Origin of the sequence: Streptacidiphilus anmyonensis (assembly GCF_000787855.1) — a bacterium.
Lineage (GTDB): Bacteria > Actinomycetota > Actinomycetes > Streptomycetales > Streptomycetaceae > Streptacidiphilus > Streptacidiphilus anmyonensis.
The window spans coordinates 100696-117667 of the sequence record NZ_BBPQ01000008.1 but is presented as its reverse complement, the minus strand read 5'-3'; the positions used below and the strand labels follow the sequence as shown (position 1 = coordinate 117667).

The 16972-nt window shown below is 72.8% G+C and carries 14 protein-coding genes; 10 read left to right on the top strand and 4 right to left on the bottom strand.

The window, feature by feature from the left end; translation table 11 throughout:
- Nucleotides 1-138: 138 nt before the first annotated feature.
- Nucleotides 139-768, bottom strand: a complete 630-nt coding sequence (locus TR50_RS11250) for a dTDP-4-dehydrorhamnose 3,5-epimerase family protein (protein WP_042418630.1) — start codon at nt 766-768, stop codon at nt 139-141.
- Nucleotides 768-1640, bottom strand: a complete 873-nt coding sequence (gene rfbA / locus TR50_RS11245) for a glucose-1-phosphate thymidylyltransferase RfbA (protein ID WP_042418932.1) — start codon at nt 1638-1640, stop codon at nt 768-770. The genes TR50_RS11250 and rfbA overlap by 1 nt, the downstream gene beginning before the upstream one ends.
- A gap of 146 nt (nt 1641-1786) precedes the next feature.
- Here rfbA and rfbB point away from each other — a divergent pair, with 146 nt between their 5' ends.
- Both rfbB and rfbD read left to right on the top strand, forming a co-directional pair.
- Nucleotides 1787-2773 carry a dTDP-glucose 4,6-dehydratase gene (gene rfbB, locus TR50_RS11240; RefSeq protein WP_042418627.1) on the top strand — a complete coding sequence of 329 codons (987 nt, stop codon included), beginning with the start codon at nt 1787-1789 and terminating at the stop codon, nt 2771-2773.
- Between the two features lie 56 nt (nt 2774-2829).
- Nucleotides 2830-3690, top strand: a complete 861-nt coding sequence (gene rfbD, locus TR50_RS11235; protein WP_042418929.1) for a dTDP-4-dehydrorhamnose reductase — start codon at nt 2830-2832, stop codon at nt 3688-3690.
- A gap of 60 nt (nt 3691-3750) precedes the next feature.
- On the opposite strand, the gene TR50_RS11230 is transcribed toward rfbD, so the two are convergent.
- Both TR50_RS11230 and TR50_RS11225 read right to left on the bottom strand, forming a co-directional pair.
- Nucleotides 3751-4353 carry an acyltransferase gene (locus TR50_RS11230; protein WP_042418624.1) on the bottom strand — a complete coding sequence of 201 codons (603 nt, stop codon included), beginning with the start codon at nt 4351-4353 and terminating at the stop codon, nt 3751-3753.
- A 40-nt stretch (nt 4354-4393) separates the two neighbouring features.
- On the bottom strand, nt 4394-5272 hold the full coding sequence (locus TR50_RS11225; protein ID WP_042418621.1) for a glycosyltransferase family 2 protein: 879 nt from the start codon (nt 5270-5272) through the stop codon (nt 4394-4396).
- 287 nt (nt 5273-5559) lie between these two features.
- Between TR50_RS11225 and TR50_RS11220 the strand changes: the two genes are divergently transcribed.
- The 8 genes from TR50_RS11220 to TR50_RS48645 all read left to right on the top strand — a co-directional run.
- On the top strand, nt 5560-7002 hold the full coding sequence (locus tag TR50_RS11220) for a sugar transferase (protein WP_084700103.1): 1443 nt from the start codon (nt 5560-5562) through the stop codon (nt 7000-7002).
- A 62-nt stretch (nt 7003-7064) separates the two neighbouring features.
- Nucleotides 7065-8213, top strand: a complete 1149-nt coding sequence (locus TR50_RS11215) for a Gfo/Idh/MocA family protein (RefSeq protein WP_236654381.1) — start codon at nt 7065-7067, stop codon at nt 8211-8213.
- A gap of 77 nt (nt 8214-8290) precedes the next feature.
- A complete protein-coding gene (locus tag TR50_RS11210; protein ID WP_236654380.1) occupies nt 8291-9289 on the top strand; it encodes an NAD-dependent epimerase/dehydratase family protein in 999 nt (332 codons plus the stop codon).
- Nucleotides 9286-10434 (top strand): DegT/DnrJ/EryC1/StrS family aminotransferase, encoded by a 1149-nt coding sequence (locus TR50_RS11205; protein WP_042418912.1) that lies wholly within the window; start codon nt 9286-9288, stop codon nt 10432-10434. Before TR50_RS11210 ends, TR50_RS11205 begins: the two co-directional genes overlap by 4 nt.
- Entirely contained in the window at nt 10431-11204 is a 774-nt protein-coding gene (locus tag TR50_RS11200; protein ID WP_084700099.1) for a NeuD/PglB/VioB family sugar acetyltransferase, read from the top strand. Before TR50_RS11205 ends, TR50_RS11200 begins: the two co-directional genes overlap by 4 nt.
- 61 nt (nt 11205-11265) lie before the next feature.
- The gene (locus TR50_RS11195; protein ID WP_042418616.1) at nt 11266-12381 is read left to right on the top strand and encodes a DegT/DnrJ/EryC1/StrS family aminotransferase; all 1116 of its coding nucleotides are present in this window, start codon (nt 11266-11268) and stop codon (nt 12379-12381) included.
- Nucleotides 12382-12606: 225 nt separating this feature from the next.
- A complete protein-coding gene (locus TR50_RS11190; RefSeq protein WP_063775052.1) occupies nt 12607-16428 on the top strand; it encodes a DUF4082 domain-containing protein in 3822 nt (1273 codons plus the stop codon).
- Between the two features lie 128 nt (nt 16429-16556).
- The coding region (locus tag TR50_RS48645) for a glycosyltransferase family 2 protein (protein WP_236654379.1) at nt 16557-16972 on the top strand (416 nt) is incomplete at its 3' end.

Here is a 16972-nt window from a genome sequence, read left to right as displayed (position 1 = left end):
GATGGTGCGCCGCCAGGGAATCGAACCCCGCGAGCCATCCGGCCAGGGCCTGGAGGGCCCGACAGCGGGGCCCTCCTGCAGGCCCCGTTGTGTCCCAGCACTCGACGCTCGGCGCGGGCGTCTGCGTCGTTTCCGCCGTTACGACGTCCGCTGGGACGAGGTTAGGGAGTTGGGGGAGGCCGCTGCCATCGAATTTCCCGCGCCGGCGTCATAGCGGGGCAGGCGGCCGGCCGCGAGGAGTTCGGCGAGGCTGGGCGCGGCGGCGTCGCGGTCGGACAGAAGGGGGATGGGGACCGGCCAGGTGATGGCCAGGTCGGGGTCGAGCGGGTGCACGGTGTGCTCGCGCTGCGGCGCGTACGTCTCGGAGCAGAAGTAGACGACCGTGGTGTCGTCCGTGAGGGAGCAGAAGGCGTGGCCGAGGCCCTCCGCCAGGTGCAGCGCACGGCGGTCGACGGTGTCGAGCAGCACCGCGTCCCACCGCCCGAACGTCGGCGAGCCGACCCGCAGGTCCACCACCACGTCCCAGGCGGCGCCCGTCACACAGGTGATGTACTTGGCCTGGCCCGGCGGCACGTCGGCGAAGTGCACCCCGCGGACCACGTCGGCGGCGGAGACGGACAGGTTGGCCTGGGCGGTCGGGAACGGGCGGACGCCCGCCTCGGCCAGGCGGTCGGGCCGGTACCACTCCAGAAAGCTGCCGCGCGGGTCGGCGTGCTGCTGCGGGGTGATCTCCCAGGCGCCCTCGACGGCGAGCGGGCGGATCTTCATCACGAGCCTCCGGAGGCCAGCAGGTCCATCAGGTACGTACCGTAACCGCTGCGTTCCAGCGGTCGGGCGAGCTCTTCCAGTCGCGCGTCGTCGATGAAGCCCATGCGCCAGGCGATCTCCTCGACGCACCCGACCTTCAGGCCCTGGCGCTGCTCGATGACGCGCACGTACTCGGCCGCCTGGACCAGCGACTCGAAGGTCCCGGTGTCGAGCCAGACCGTGCCGCGGTCCAGTCGGCTCACGCGGAGCCGACGCTGGTCCAGGTAGGCGCGGTTGATGTCGGTGATCTCCAGTTCGCCGCGGGCGCTGGGCCGCAGCTGCCGGGCCAGGTCGACGACGTCGTTGTCGTAGAAGTACAGCCCGGGCACCGCGTAGCGGGAGCGCGGGCGGGCGGGCTTCTCCTCGATCGACAGCACCGTGCCGGTCTCGTCGAACTCGACGACGCCGAAGGCGGACGGGTCGGCGACCTGGTAGGCGAAGATGTGGCCGCCGTCCAGGCCCTTGTTCTCGGCCAGCCGGGTGCCGAGCCCGCTGCCGTGGAAGATGTTGTCGCCCAGGATCAGCGCCACGGCCTCGCCGCCGATGAAGTCCGCGCCGAGGACGAACGCCTGCGCGATGCCCTCGGGACGTTCCTGCACGCGGTACTCCAGCCGCACCCCCCACTGGGAGCCGTCGCCGAGGAGCCTGCGGAACTGCGCCTGGTCGTCGGGTGCGGTGAGCACCAGGATCTCCTGGACGCCCGCCATCAGCAGGGTGGCCAACGGGTAGTAGACCATCGGCTTGTCGTAGACGGGCATGAGCTGCTTGGACACGGATCGGGTCAGCGGCCACAACCTGCTGCCGGTGCCGCCCGCGAGAAGGATGCCGCGCATGTCGCACACGCTAGCGGGAGTTGATGACCGATCAGGGCCGTTCCCCGGATGCGGAGCGATGTTCATCCACCGCGCCGGACGTTCATCCGCCGCGCGCGGGCGTTCCGGCCCGGTCGGCCCGGGGTTCTGCCTATGCTGACGGCACTATGCGGATTCTGGTCACCGGCGGCGCCGGTTTCATCGGTTCGGAGTTCGTCCGGCAGACACTCACCGCGGCCGGGGCCCCGCTCCACGGCGCGCGCGTCACCGTCCTGGACAAGCTCACCTACTCGGGCGTGCGCGCCAACCTGGCCCCGGTCGAGGGGCATCCGGGGTTCGCCTTCGTCGAGGGCGACATCTGCGACCCGGCCGTGGTGGACGAGGTGACCGCCGGGCAGGACGCGGTGGTGCACTTCGCGGCGGAGTCCCATGTGGACCGCTCGATCACCGGGGCGGTGCCCTTCGTCACCACGAACGTGCTCGGCACGCAGGTGCTGCTGGACGCGGCCCGGCGGCACCGGGTGGGCCGGTTCCTGCACGTGTCGACCGACGAGGTCTACGGCTCGATCACCGAGGGCTCCTGGACGGAGGACTGGCCGCTCGCGCCGAACTCCCCGTACGCGGCCTCGAAGGCGTCGGCCGACCTGATGGCGCTGGCCCACCACCGCACCCACGGCGCGGACGTCGTGGTCACCCGCTGCTCCAACAACTACGGGCCGTACCAGTTCCCGGAGAAGGTCATCCCGCTGTTCACCACGAACCTGCTGGACGGCGGCACGGTGCCGCTCTACGGGACGGGCGCCAACGTGCGCGACTGGCTGCACGTCTCCGACCACTGCCGCGGCATCACCCTGGCGCTGCTCAAGGGGCGTGCCGGGGAGGTCTACAACCTCGGTGGCGGCCGCGAACTCACCAACCGTGAGCTGACCGGTCTGCTGCTGGAGGCGACCGGCGCGGACTGGGACCGGGTCGTCCCCGTCGAGGACCGCAAGGGGCACGACCTGCGCTACTCGCTCGACATCGGCAAGGCCCGGCACGAGTTGGGCTACGAGCCCCAGGTCGGCTTCGAGCAGGGCTTGGCGGACACCGTCGCCTGGTATCGCGAGAACCGCGCCTGGTGGGAGCCGCTGAAGCACCGGGTGGCGGAGCGGTGACCGCTGTGGGGGGAGCGGGCACGGGTGCTCGCTGGCTGGTCACCGGCGCCGGCGGCATGCTCGGGCGGGACCTGTGCGCGGCGCTGGCGCAGGCGGGGGAGGACCGGGTGACCGCGGCGGACCGCGCGGCCCTGGACGTCACCGACGCGTCGGCGGTGCGGGCCGCTGTCGCCGGACACGATGTCGTCGTCAACTGCGCGGCGTACACCGACGTCGACGGCGCGGAGGGCGAGGAGTCGCGCGCCGAGGCGGTGAACGGCCACGCGGTGGGGCTGCTCGCGGACGCCTGCGCGAGCAGCGGCGCGCGGCTGCTCCAGCTCTCCACGGACTACGTGCTGCCGGGCGCCTCCCCGGAGCCGCAGCCGGAGGACGCGCCGACGGGTCCGCCGAACGCGTACGGCCGCAGCAAGCTGCTGGGCGAGCGGCTGCTCGCGGAGCGCCTGCCACAGGCGGGCTACGTCGTCCGCACGGCCTGGCTCTACGGGGAGCACGGCGGGAACTTCGTCGCCACGATGCTGCGGTTGGCCGCCGAACGGCCGAGCGTGGACGTCGTCGACGACCAGCACGGCCAGCCGACGTGGACGCTTCCGCTCGCCCGGCAACTCATCGCCCTCGGCCGCTCGGCGCTGAGGGGCGAGGCCCCGCCCGGCGTCTACCACGGCACGTCCGCGGGCCGCACCACCTGGCACGGCCTCGCCCGCGCGGTCTTCGCCGAGGCCGGCCTGGACCCGGCGCGCGTCCGCCCGACCACCACGGCGGCCTTCCCGCGCCCGGCGGCGCGCCCGAGCTACAGCGTCCTCGCCCACGACCGCTGGGCCGAGGCGGGCGTCGCGGTCCAGCCCTACTGGCAGGACTCGCTGACGCTCGCCCTGCGGCAGCCGGCCTTCCAGGAACTGGTCGCCAAGGCCCGCGGCTGAGAGCTTGCGCGAGCCCCGGGGGTAGGCCCGCGCCGCGGGGTTGCGGCGCGGGCGGGGGGCTCAGAGCTCGGACAGCAGGCCGTCGCGCTCCTGGTAGAGCGCGCCGGTCACCGGGCAGACCCAGATGCCGGGGCGGTCGGGGGCTTCGGTGAGGCGGGAGCCCTCGCGGCCGACCCAGCCGATGCGGCGGGCGGGGACGCCGGCGACGAGGGCGAAGGGCGGGACGTCGCGGGTGACCACCGCGCCCGCGGCGATCAGGGCCCAGCGGCCGATGCGGACGGGCGCGACGCAGACCGAGCGCGCGCCCACGGACGCGCCCTCCTCGACCACCACGGCCACGGCCTCCCAGTCCTCGCCGCGCTTGAGCCTGCCGTCCGGGGTGACCGAGCGGGGGAAGTGGTCGTTGGTGAACACCGCCGCGGGCCCGACGAAGACGCCGTCGCCCAGCACGGCGGGTTCGTAGACCAGGGCGTGGTTCTGCAGCTTGACGCGGTCGCCCAGCCGGACGCCGGGGCCGACGTACGCGCCCCGGCCGACGATGCACTCGCGGCCGAGGACCGCCTTCTCGCGGATCTGGGCGAGGTCCCAGACGGTGGTGCCATCGCCGACCTCGGCGGAGGGGTCGACCTGGGCGGTGGCGCGGATGCTGACGGAATCGCTCATGTGTGGTCTCTCCCAGGAGAAGCGATACGGGCAGGGAAGGTCAGGAACGGCTGCTCTCGTCCCGCAGCCAGGTGGCGAAGTCGCCCGCGCGGATCGCCCGCCGCGCCGCGCGGCGGGCCAGGAGCGCGGTGGCGGCGAAGACCACGACGGACGGCAGCAGGCGCGGCTCGGCGCGCACCAGCGTGCGCAGGTCGCCGAGGCTCGTGCGGGCGCTCTCGGCGCTGTCGCCGTGCGCCGGTGTGCCGCTCGCGCGCTGGTGGTGCTCCAGTTGCGCGCTGGATGTCATCGCACGGATGCGACGACGCATCAGATCCGGCCAGTTGCGCGGGGGCTGGATGACCGCGCGCGCCTCGGGCACCACCTGCCGCTCCTCGGCCCGGAAGGCGAGGGAGAAGGCCAGGTCATCGGCCATCAGCTCGGGCAGTGCGGTGAGTCGCGCATGGCCCTCCTCGGTCACGGCCACCACGCCTCGTCCGAAGAGTCCTTGACGGACCGTCGGCAGTCGCAGCCAGACGCGGTAGAAGGCCCGGACCCGCCAGTCGCTGGCGGCCAGCGGCAGCTCCCGCTCCGGTGCGGTGGCGAGCACGCCGGGCGTCCGCAGGGCCGCCGCGACCCGGCGCGCGTCCGCCCCCGACAGGACCACGTCGGCGTCGACGTAGAGCCGGGGGAAGCCGCGCGCGTGATCGTCGCCGACCCTCAACGCGCGGTGCTTGGACGGCTGTTCGAGTTCGACGACGCGCACGGCCGGCCCACGGGAGCGGGCGGCCGCAGCCGTCGCGTCGGTGCAGCCGTTGCAGACGACGACGATGTCGAACCCGTCCGTGCCCTCGGCCAGCAGCGCGTCGAGCAGGCGGCCCACGACCCGCTCCTCGTTGTGAGCGGGGATCACCAGGCTGATGTCTTCACGAGTCTCGTACATCACACACGCAGTATGGCCAGAACTTGCGGCACGAGAATCACGAAGTATCCGATTCTTTCCCGTCCTTGTGTCCGCATGCTCTAGATTGCTGCGCGAGCGCCGGTAAGGCCAGGGTTTACCAGCCCTTGACCTATTCCGTTCCCAAGGGGGTTGGGGAGGGCGCACACGGCCCTCGGGCCTCGGCACCACTCTTGCACGACATCTTGTACGGCGACAGATCCAGCTGTTCGACCAGTTCGGATGTGACAACGCGGGCTGAGGCACGAGCCGGAATCCCGGGGGGGTGCATGATCGTCGGACCGATTACACACGGGCATCACCAGACCACTCGCACGCAGGGCAACGCACGACGCCGCCAATGGCTGCGCACCTATCGACGAACGCTGCTGGCTGCGGACGCACTGGCCGCCGTGCTGGCAGGTCTGCTGATCCACAGTCAGCACCGGCACTGGGCCCTGGTCCTGGGGCTTCCGCCGGCCTGGCTCTTCGCCATGGGCGCCTACCGGGCCTACGACCCGGACACGCTCGGCGCCGGGCCCGAGGAGTTCCGCCGGGTGCTGCGCGGCGCGGTGGCGCTGCCGGCCGTCGCGGTCAGCTGCTACTGGCTGCTGCTGCGGGACGACGACTTCCTGCACTCCATGATGGTGGCGGCGCTCCCGGTCGCCCTGGTGGCGGTCGCCGTGCGACTCGTACTGCGCCGACAGCTGCTGCGGCGCTTCGCCGCCGAGCGGCGGCACCGGGCCGCCGTCGTGATCGGCTCGGCGGAGGGGCTGCTCGAACTGCTGCCCCGGCTCGGCGGGACGCCCACCAGTGCCCTGAGCGTCGCGGGCCTGTGCCTGACCGACCCGGAGCAGGCAGGCGCCCTCGGCCCGTGGGCCGAACACGTGTGGGGCGGTCTGCACGAGCTGCCGAACGCCCTGCACGACACCGACAGCGGCGCGGTCGTCGTGGTCCCGACGCCGCAGATCGGCGCGGCGGACATGCGACGGCTCTCCTGGAGCGCCGCGGCGGCGGGCGCCGACTTCCTGGTCGCGCCGCTGCTCACGGACGTGGCCGCGTCCCGGCTCTCGGTGCGGGTGGCCGACGGCATGGCGCTGATCGGGGTCCGCGCACCGGAGCTGGGCCGAAGCGCGCGGCTCCCGAAGGAGCTGCTGGAGCGGTCGCTGGCGGCTGCGATGCTGCTCACCCTGGCGCCGCTGCTGCTCGCGGTCTCGCTGGTGGTCAGGCTGGACAGCGCCGGCCCGGCCCTGTTCCGGCAGCGCCGCGTGGGCCAGTACGGCAACCACTTCACCATGTTCAAGTTCCGCACCATGCACACGGACGCGGAACAGCGCAGAGCCAAGCTGGAACAGCTCAACCAGAACAGCGACGGGCTGCTGTTCAAGATCAAGGCGGATCCGCGGATCACGCGGGTCGGCTCGGCGCTGCGCCGCTACTCGATCGACGAACTCCCGCAGCTGATCAACGTGGTGGCCGGACACATGTCGCTGGTCGGCCCGCGTCCCTCGCTGCCCGCCGAGGCGGACGGCTACACCAACGAGATCCGACGCCGGCTGCTGGTCAAGCCCGGCCTCACCGGCCTGTGGCAGGTGAGCGGCAGATCCGACCTCCCCTGGGAGGAGGCCGTCCGCCTGGACCTGGCCTACGTCGACAACTGGTCCCTCGCGCTGGACGCGGACATCCTGCGGCGCACCGGCCCGGCCGTGGTGCGCGGGACGGGGGCCTACTGATGCGCCACACGCAGGACTCATCGCAGAGCACGGCATCCGGACGGACGAGGGGGAGCGCCCAGGTGAAGCAGAGCGAAGCGCGGCAGGGCGAACCGCAGCAGAGCGAAGCGCGGCAGAGCGAAGCGCAGCGGAGCGGAGCGTCGGTGAGCGCCGGGGCGCAGGGCGAGCGCCGGACACTGGGCGTCGCCGTCGTCGGCGCCGGCTACTGGGGCCCCAACCTGGTGCGCAACTTCCAGGGCAGCGACCGGTTCCGGCTGCGGGCGCTGTGCGACCTGGACGTCGACCGGGCCCGCCGGGTCCTCGGCGGCTACTCGACCGTCCAGGCCACCGCCGACCTCGGCGAGGTGCTCGCGGACCCGGAGATCGACGCTGTGGCCGTGGCGACCCCCGCCGGCACCCACCTCGACGTCGCCCTCGCGGCGCTCAAGGCGGGCAAGCACGTCCTGGTGGAGAAGCCGCTCGCGGCCACCTACGCCGACGGTCTGCGCCTGGTCGAGGAGGCCGAACAGCGCGGGCTCACCCTGATGTGCGACCACACCTACTGCTACACCCCGGCCGTGGCCCGGATCCGCGAACTGGTCCTCGGCGGCGAGCTGGGCGAGCTGCACTACGTGGACTCGGTGCGGATCAACCTGGGCCTGGTGCAGAAGGACATCGACGTGCTGTGGGACCTGGCCCCGCACGACCTGTCCATCCTCGACTTCATCCTGCCCGAGCACGTCCAGCCGGTCGCGGTGGCCGCCCACGGCGCCGACCCGATCGGCGCGGGCCAGGCCTGCATCGGCTACCTGACGCTCCAGCTGAGCACCGGCGCCATCGCCCACGTCCACGTCAACTGGCTCTCCCCGACCAAGGTGCGCACCACCATGGTCGGCGGCGCCAAGCGCACCCTGGTCTGGGACGACCTCAACCCGGCGCAGCGCATCGCCGTCTTCGACCGGGGCGTCGACCTCGCCGCGCCGCAGGAGATCGGCGCGGAGGAGCGGCGGGACATGCTCGTCTCCTACCGCACCGGCGACATGGTCGCGCCCGCGCTCGCCGAGCGGGAGGCGCTGCGCGCGATGGTCGAGGAGTTCGCCGACGCGATCACCACCGGCCGTCCGCCGCTCACCGACGGCCGGGCCGGCCTGCGGGTGCTGGACATCCTCGAGGCGGCGTCCCGCAGCCTCGCCTTCCACGGCGCGGTCGTCGGCCTGCGCACGGGCCACTGAACGGCTGCCGGGGCACTGGACGGCAGTCAGCGCAACAGAACCGAAAGCACCGGTAACACCTCATGAAGGAAAGCGACTTGGGCAGCGTACGCGGCAAGCGGATCCTGGTGACGGGCGGAGCGGGCACCATCGGCTCCAATCTGGTCGACCTGCTGGTGCAGCACGGGGCCGAGAAGGTCACCGTCCTCGACAACTTCGTGCGCGGGCGGATGGCCAACCTGGCCACCGCGCTGCCGAGCGGCGTGGTGGAGGTCGTCGAGGGCGACATCCGCGACGCCGACACCGTCCGCAAGGCCACCGAGGGCGCCGAGCTGGTCTTCCACCTCGCCGCCATCCGGATCACCCAGTGCGCGGAGGAGCCGCGGCTGGCGAACGAGGTCATGGTCGACGGCACCTTCAACGTCCTGGAGGCGGCCGTCCAGGCCGGCGTCGGCAAGCTGGTCGCCTCCTCCTCGGCCTCGGTCTACGGGCTCGCCGAGACCTTCCCGACCACCGAGCGCCACCACCCCTACAACAACGACACCTTCTACGGCGCGGCCAAGGCCTTCAACGAGGGCATGCTGCGCAGCTTCCACGCCATGTACGGGCTGGACTACGTGGCGCTGCGCTACTTCAACGTCTACGGACCGCGGATGGACATCCACGGCCTCTACACCGAGGTGCTGATCCGCTGGATGGAGCGGATCGAGTCCGGCGAGCCCCCGCTGATCCTCGGCGACGGCACCCAGACCATGGACTTCGTCGACGTCCGCGACATCGCCCGCGCCAACCTGCTGGCGGCGGAGTCGGAGCTGACCGACGAGGTCTTCAACGTCGCCAGCGGCAGCGAGACCAGCCTGCTCCAGCTGGCGCAGGGCCTGCTGGAGGCCATGGGGTCCGACCTCGCCCCGGTCCACGGCCCGGCCCGCGCCGTCAACGGCGTGACGCGGCGGCTCGCGGAGATCGAGAACGCGGCGCAGCGGCTCGGCTTCCGGGCCGAGATCGACATGCGCACTGGGCTCGCCGACCTGGTCGCCTGGTGGCGCGCCGAGCGCGCCGCCGACGCGGCAGCGGCGGTGGCGGAGGCCGGGGCATGAGCGGGGCGCAGGACCGGATCCCGGTCATGGTGCCCTGGCTCGGCGAGGAGGAGGCGCAGGCCGCCGCCGAGGCGGTCCGCTCCGGCTGGGTCGCGCAGGGGCCGCGCGTCGCCGCCTTCGAGCAGGCCTTCGCCGAGCGGGTCGGCGCCGCCCACGGCGTCGCCGTCAGCTCCTGCACCACCGCGCTGCACCTGTCCCTCGTCGCATTGGGCCTCGGGCCCGGCGACGAGGTCGTGGTGCCCTCGCTCTCCTTCATCGCCACCGCCAACGCGGTCCGCTACGTCGGCGCGGAGCCCGTCTTCGCCGACGTGGACCTGGCGACGGGCAACCTGACCGCCGAGACGATCGCCGCCGTGCGCGGCGAGCGCACCCGCGCCGTCGTCCTGGTCCACCAGGGCGGCGTGCCGGCGGACGTCGAGGCCGTACGCAAGGCGTGCGCCCAGTGGGACGTCGCGATCGTCGAGGACGCGGCCTGCGCGATCGGCGCGACCGTGGCCGGCGGCCCGGTCGGCGCGGGCGCGCTGCTCGCGGCCTGGTCCTTCCACCCGCGCAAGGTGATCACCACCGGCGAGGGCGGCATGGTCACCACCGACGACGCCGAGGTCGCCGCCCGGCTGCGGCGACTGCGCGAGCACGGCATGAACGCCTCCGCCGCCGAGCGCCACGCCAGCCGCACCCCGGTGCTGGAGCAGTACCTGGAGGTCGGCTTCAACTACCGGATGACGGACATCCAGGCCGCGGTCGGCCTGGTCCAGCTCGGCAAGCTCGACGAGGTCGTGGGGCGACGCCGGGCGCTGGCAGCCCGCTACGACGCGCTGCTCGCCGCCGAGTTGCCGCGGCTGCGACCGGTCCGCGACCCCGCGCACGGGACGACCACCTTCCAGTCCTACTGGGTGCTCCCGGAGGACGGCTGGCCCGAGGGCCGCGACGCGGTGCTGGCCGGTCTGGCCGAGGCCGGGATCTCAGCGCGGCGCGGCATCATGGCCGCCCACCTGGAGCCCGCCTACGCGGACCACCCGCACGCGGACCTGCCCGTCACCGAACGGATCACCCGCGACTCGCTGATCCTGCCGCTCTTCCACACCATGACGGAGCAGCAGCAGGACCGCGTGGTCGAGGCGCTGGCCCGCGAGGCCCCGCGGTGAAGGGCCTGCTGATCGTCGGCGCGGGCGGCTTCGCGCGGGAGACCGCGCAGGCCGCGCGCGCCGCCGACGGCCCCGACGCGGTGCTGGGCCACCTGGACGACGACGCGGCCCGCCACGGCACGGAGGTCGACGGGGTCCCGGTCCTCGGCGGCAGCGAGCTCGTGCACGCCCACCCCGACGCGCCCGTGGTGGTCTGCGTCGGCAACCCGCGCGACTGGGCCGGCCGTGCCCGGCTGGTCCGCCGCCTCGGGCTGCCGGAGCAGCGGTACGCGACGGTGATCCACCCCACGGCGGCGGTCGCGGACAGCGCGTCCGTCGGCCCCGGCTCGGTGCTGCTCGCGCACTGCGCGCTGACGGCGGCGGTGCGGCTCGGAGCGCATGTGGCCGTGATGCCGCAGGTCGTGCTGACGCACGACGACATCGTCGGGGACTTCGCCACGATCGCCTCCGGCGTGCGCCTGGGCGGCGGCGTCGAGGTGGGCGTGGGCGCGTACGTGGGCGCGGGCGCGCTCGTCCGCGAGGGCGTCAGCGTGGGCGCGTGGTCGCAACTGGGCCTGGGCGCGCTGCTGCTGGACGACCTCCCGGCGGGCGAGGTCTGGATCGGCAGCCCGGCCCGGAGGCTCCGCGCGGTTCCCGAGCCAGTCCTCAACGAGTTGCACCTCCCAGGGGCGCGAGGCTCTTCCGATCTGCGGCTCCGCCGCGGGGCGCGGCAAGCCACCCAGGGAGGAAGCACACCGAACGCCCAGGGCCATCCGCCCATCAGTGGTTGACCGCGCGGTTCCTCGCGCCCCTGGATCGTGCAACTCCCCCATACGACAGGAGTACCGACCGATGGACCAGATCCACCTCGTCGACCTGGGCGCGGCGCATGCCGAGATCGCGGACGAGATCCGTGCCGGGTTCGACCGCGTGCTCGCCCGCACCGCGTTCGTCGGCGGGGAGGAAGTCGCCGCGTTCGAGCGGGAGTACGCCGCGTTCGGCGGCGTCGCGCACTGTGTGGGCGTGGCCAACGGCACCGACGCGGTCGAACTCGCGCTGCGCGCGGCGGGCGTCACCGCCGGGGACGAGGTCGTGCTGCCCGCCAACACCTTCATCGCGACCGCCGGCGCCACCGCGCGCCTGGGCGCGGTGCCGGTGCTGGTGGACTGCCTGCCGGACAGCTACCTCATCGACCCGGACGCCGCCCTCGACGCCATCGGCCCGGACACGCGCGCCGTCGTGCCGGTGCACCTCTACGGCCAGCCGGCGCCTGCCGCCGAGCTCGCCGCCGCGCTTCCCTCGCACGTCCGCGTCGTCGAGGACGCGGCCCAGAGCCAGGGGGCGAGCCGGAACGGGCGCACGCCCGGCCAGGGCGGGATCGCCGCGACGAGCTTCTACCCCGGCAAGAACCTGGGCGCGTACGGCGACGCCGGCGCGGTGCTCACCGACGATCCCGAACTCGCCGCCACGGTGAGGTCGCTGGCCAACCACGGCAGCACGGTGAAGTACCGGCACGACCTGGCCGGCTTCAACAGCCGCCTCGACGGTCTCCAGGCGGTGGTCCTGCGGGCCAAGCTGGCCCGCCTCGCCGGGTGGAACCAGGCGCGACGGGACGCGGCCGCCCGCTACGGGGAGCTGCTGGCCGGGCTCGCCGCGGACGGCAGGGTCGTGCCGCCCACCGCCGCCGAGGGCAACGAACACGTCTGGCACCTCTACGTGGTGCGCGTACCCGGCGCGGACCGGGACGCCGTCGTGGGCAAGTTGAACGCGGCCGGGATCGGCGCGGCGATCCACTACCCGACGCCCGTGCACCTCACCCCGGCCTTCGCCCGTCTGGGCCTCGGCCCAGGCTCCTTCCCCCAGGCCGAGCGGGCCGCAGAGGAGATCCTCTCGCTCCCGCTCCACCCGCACCTGACCGCCGATCAGCAGGCCCGCGTCGTGGACGCGCTGACCGGCGCTCTGGGCTGACGGGCGCACCACCGCACGGACGCACCACGGCACCACCGCTCCACCGCAAAAGCCGCACCACCGCAGCACCCGCTCCACCGCACCACAGCAGTACCGCACGACGGCACCACATCGAGGAGAACTGGTCGCGCGACGCCGGGAGGCGTCGTCATCGCGCGGACGGCGTCAGGGCCCTGACGCCGCCTCCGCGTTAAGCCGCACGAGCTGCTGTACCCCGGGGAAACCATGAAACGCACCGTCCGAAGCAACCGACCCATACGAAGTCAAGCCCGCATCCGGCTCGGCCTGCTCGCCGTGCTGGCGACGCTGGCCGCCCTGCTCCTGCCGCTGGCCGCCGGCTCGGCGGCCCACGCGGTCTCCGATCCGTGCGGGACCGGCTCCAACCCGATCGTCTGCGAGAACTCCAAGCCCGGCACGCCGATGTCGGACTGGTTCTCGCCCAACGCGTGGGGCGACATCCAGGGCTTCTCCACCCAGGAGAGCGTGACGCCGGGCTCCACCATCCAGTTCAAGATCCAGTCGCCGGTCTCGTACCACGTCGAGATCTACCGGCTCGGCTACTACGGCGGCGACGGCGCGCGGGAGATGTCCACCGCCGCCCAGGCCGCGCAGACCTACCCGGCCGACTACGCCACCAAGGTGGCGTCCTGCAACACCAGCGCCACCACCGGGCTGGTCGACTGCGGGGCCTGGCCGGTCACGGCCAGCTGGACGGTGCCGAGCGACGCGGTATCGGGCCTGTACATCGCCAACTTCGACCAGACGGACGGCAACGGCCTGATGCCGTACCCGTTCGTGGTCCGCGACGACTCCAGCCACTCGGCCATGGTCGTGCAGACCTCCGACGAGACCTGGCAGGCCTACAACATGTGGGGCGGCCAGAACCTCTACCAGGGCAACGGACCCGCGCCCGACGGACGCGCCTACCAGGTGAGCTACAACCGTCCGCTGGACATCGGCGGCGACAACGGCGTGTACGGCTCCGAGTACGAGATGATCTCGTGGCTGGAGCAGAACGGATACGACGTCAGCTACGTCTCGGGTCTGGACGTGTCGACCAACGGCTCACTGCTGCTGAACCACAAGGTCTTCATGTCCGACGGCCACGACGAGTACTGGAACCAGGCCCAGTACGACAACGTCCTGGCCGCCCGGAAGGCGGGCGTCAACGAGGCGTTCTTCAGCGGGAACGAGGTCTTCTGGAAGACCCGGCTCGCGCCCAGCGTCGACGGCTCCAACACGCCGAACCGCACCCTGGTCTGCTACAAGATGACCAAGCTGGAGTTCCCCCAGCCCGACGGCGTGGCGGACCCGAGCGGCACCTGGACCGGCACCTGGATGGACCCGGCCAGCGCCAACTACAACCAGCCCTACGAGCCGGAGAACGCGCTGACCGGCAGCCTGTTCCAGGTCAACGGCTACCGCAGCGACGCGATCACCGTGCCAGGCAACTACGCCAAGCTGCGCATCTGGCGCAACACCTCCGTCGCGAACCTCACCCCCTCCCAGACCGCCGTCTTCCCGACCGGCACGCTCGGCTACGAGTGGGACAGCGACGTGGCCGACGCCAGCCGCCCGAGCGGTGAGATCGACCTCTCCTCGACGACCGTGGACGTCGAGAACGGGACGCTGCGCGAGGACTGGGGCAACAACTACGGCAACGGCCTGGCCACCCACAGCCTGGTGGAGTTCCGCGATCCGACCTCGCACGCCCTGGTCTTCGGATCCGGCACCGTCCAGTGGTCCTGGGGCCTGACCAACGTCCCGACCTCCGACCCCAGCCAGACCGTGGTCACCGCGGACGCCCGGATGCAGCAGGCCACCGTCAACATCCTGGCCGACATGGGCCTCCAGCCGGTGACCCTGCAGAGCGGCCTGGTCGCCGCCAGCGCCTCCACCGACACCGTCGGCCCGACCGTCACCGTGACCAGCCCGTCCTCCGGCAGCACCGTCCCGGCGCTCAAGCCGGTCACGATCACCGGCACGGCCGCCGACAACGGCGGGGGCGTCGTGGCCCGGGTCGAGGTCTCCACCGACGGCGGAACCACCTGGAACCCCGCCACGGGGCTCACCTCGTGGAGCTACTCGTGGACGCCGACCGCGCAGGGCTCGGCCCAGATCCAGGTCCGCGCCGAGGACGACAGCGCCAACGTGGGGGCGGTCGCCTCGGTGCCGCTCACCGTCGGTCCGCAAGCGTGCCCCTGCTCCGTCTTCGCCGCCAACTCCGTTCCCGGCACCGTCAACGCCGGTGACGGCAGCGCGGTCGAACTGGGCGTCAAGTTCCAGACCAGCAGCCCCGGTTCCATCACCGCCGTGCGCTTCTACAAGTCCACCGCCAACACCGGCACGCACATCGGCAACCTCTGGAGCGCGAGCGGCCAGCTGCTGGCGACCGGCACCTTCACCAACGAGACCGCGTCCGGGTGGCAGCAGCTGAACTTCGCCTCCCCGATCCCGGTCAAGCCCAACACCACCTACGTCGCCTCCTACTTCGCGCCCAGCGGCGGCTACTCCTACGACGGCGGCTACTTCACCAACCAGAGCGCGGGCCTGGCGCCGCTCACCGAACTGCAGAGCGGCGGAGCTTCGGGCAGCAACGGCGTCTACCACTACGGCTCGACGAGCGCGTTCCCGACGACCGCCTCGAACGGCAGCAACTACTGGGTGGACGTGGTGCTGGACACCTCGACGGCCAGCACCACGCCGCCGTCGGTGACCGTGAAGTCGCCCACCTCCGGCGCGACCAACGTCTCCATCACCAGCCCGGTGTCGGCCACGTTCAACGAGAGCGTCGACCAGAGCACGCTGGCCTTCACCGTCAAGGCCCCCAACGGCACCGCCGTCCCGGGGACCGCCGCGGTGACCTCCGGCAACGTGGCGACGTTCACGCCGTCCACGCAGCTCGCCCTGAACACCGTCTACACGGCGTCGGTGCAGGTCTCCGACCTGTGGGGCAACGCCATGACAGCCCCGGTCACCTGGACGTTCACCACCAGCGCGACCCCGCCCGCGACCAACTGCCCCTGCACGCTGTGGCCGTCGACCGCGTTGCCGGGCACGCCCGACACCACCGCCGACCCCAACTCCCTCGAGCTGGGCGCCCGCTTCCAGGCCGCCGTGGCGGGCAACGTCACCGGCGTCACCTTCTACAAGGGCACCGGCAACACCGGCACTCACACCGGCACCCTCTGGTCGTCCTCCGGGGCGCTCCTGGCCACCGGCACCTTCACGAACGAGACCGCCTCGGGCTGGCAGACGCTGACCTTCGCGACCCCTGTCGCGATCAGCGCCAACACCACCTACGTGGTCTCCTACCACGCCCCGCACGGCAACTACGCGGCCGACGAGGGCTACTTCAGCGGCGCCCACCTGGCCTACCCGCTGAGCGCCCCCGCCGACGCGAGCGGCGCGTCGAACGGCGTCTACGCCTACGGCAGCACCTCGGCCTTCCCGACCGGTTCGTCCGGCTCGGCCAACTACTGGGTGAGCCCGGTGTTCTCGCCGAGCGGGACCAGTGGCGTGGCCAGCCGGACGACCGTCGCCGGGGCCGCGGTCCCGGCGACGGCGCCGGCGCCCGGGGGCCTCGCGCTGTCGGCCGCGCCGCTGTCCGGCTCCGGCAAGGGCGCGCACACGACCGGGCCCGACCGGATCGTGGACGCGGCGCACCCGCTCACCGCGACCCTGCCCGCCACCGCCGACCCGGCCACCGTCGACGCGGACATCAGCACCACCCCGTCCGCCGGGGACTGGCCCGACGACGACAGCTACTCCGCCGTCATCGGCTACAACCCGGCCACCCACCAGGTCACCCTCCGGCCCGCCGGACCGCTGGCCTACGGCGTCGCCTACCGGATCACGCTCACCGCGCAGGACCGGCACGGGCACGAGGTGGCAGTCCGCACCTGGCTGCTGAGCACCGGCTACCCGCGTCCCCACCTGCCGCACCACGCGGGGGCGGGCACGGCGAACTTCCCGAAGTTCGCGCGGTTCGCCGACTGGACGCCGGGACGGCTCGAACCGGGCCTGACGCTGCCGGTGTTCGTCTGACCCAGCCGCGGCCGAGCCGCACCCGCACCTGAAGCCGCACCATCGTTCCCTTCCGTTCCGACCCACCGGGCGGCGGGGAGCCGGCCCTCGCGCCGGCTCCCCGCCGCCCGGGGATTGGCCCCACCGACATGAGCAGCGTCAGCGTCGTCGTCCCCTGCTACAAGTACGGCCACTACCTGGAGGACTGCGTCCGCAGCGTGCTCGACGAACAGCCGGGCGTCGACGTCCGGGTCCTGATCATCGACGACGCCTCCCCGGACGACTCGGCCGAAGCCGCCCGCAAGCTCGCCGCGCAGGACGAACGCATCGAGGTCCGCGTCCACGAGACCAACCGCGGACACATCGCCACCTACAACGAGGGCCTGCTGGAGTGGGCCGACGGCGACTACTGCGCCCTCCTCTCCGCCGACGACCGCCTGGTCCCGGGCGCGCTGAGCCGCGCGGCGGCTCTGCTGGACGCCCACCCCGAGGCCGGCTTCTGCTACGGCCGCCCGATCCACTTCCAGCACGGCGGCCCCCTCCCGCGGCGCGCCCCCGCCACGGC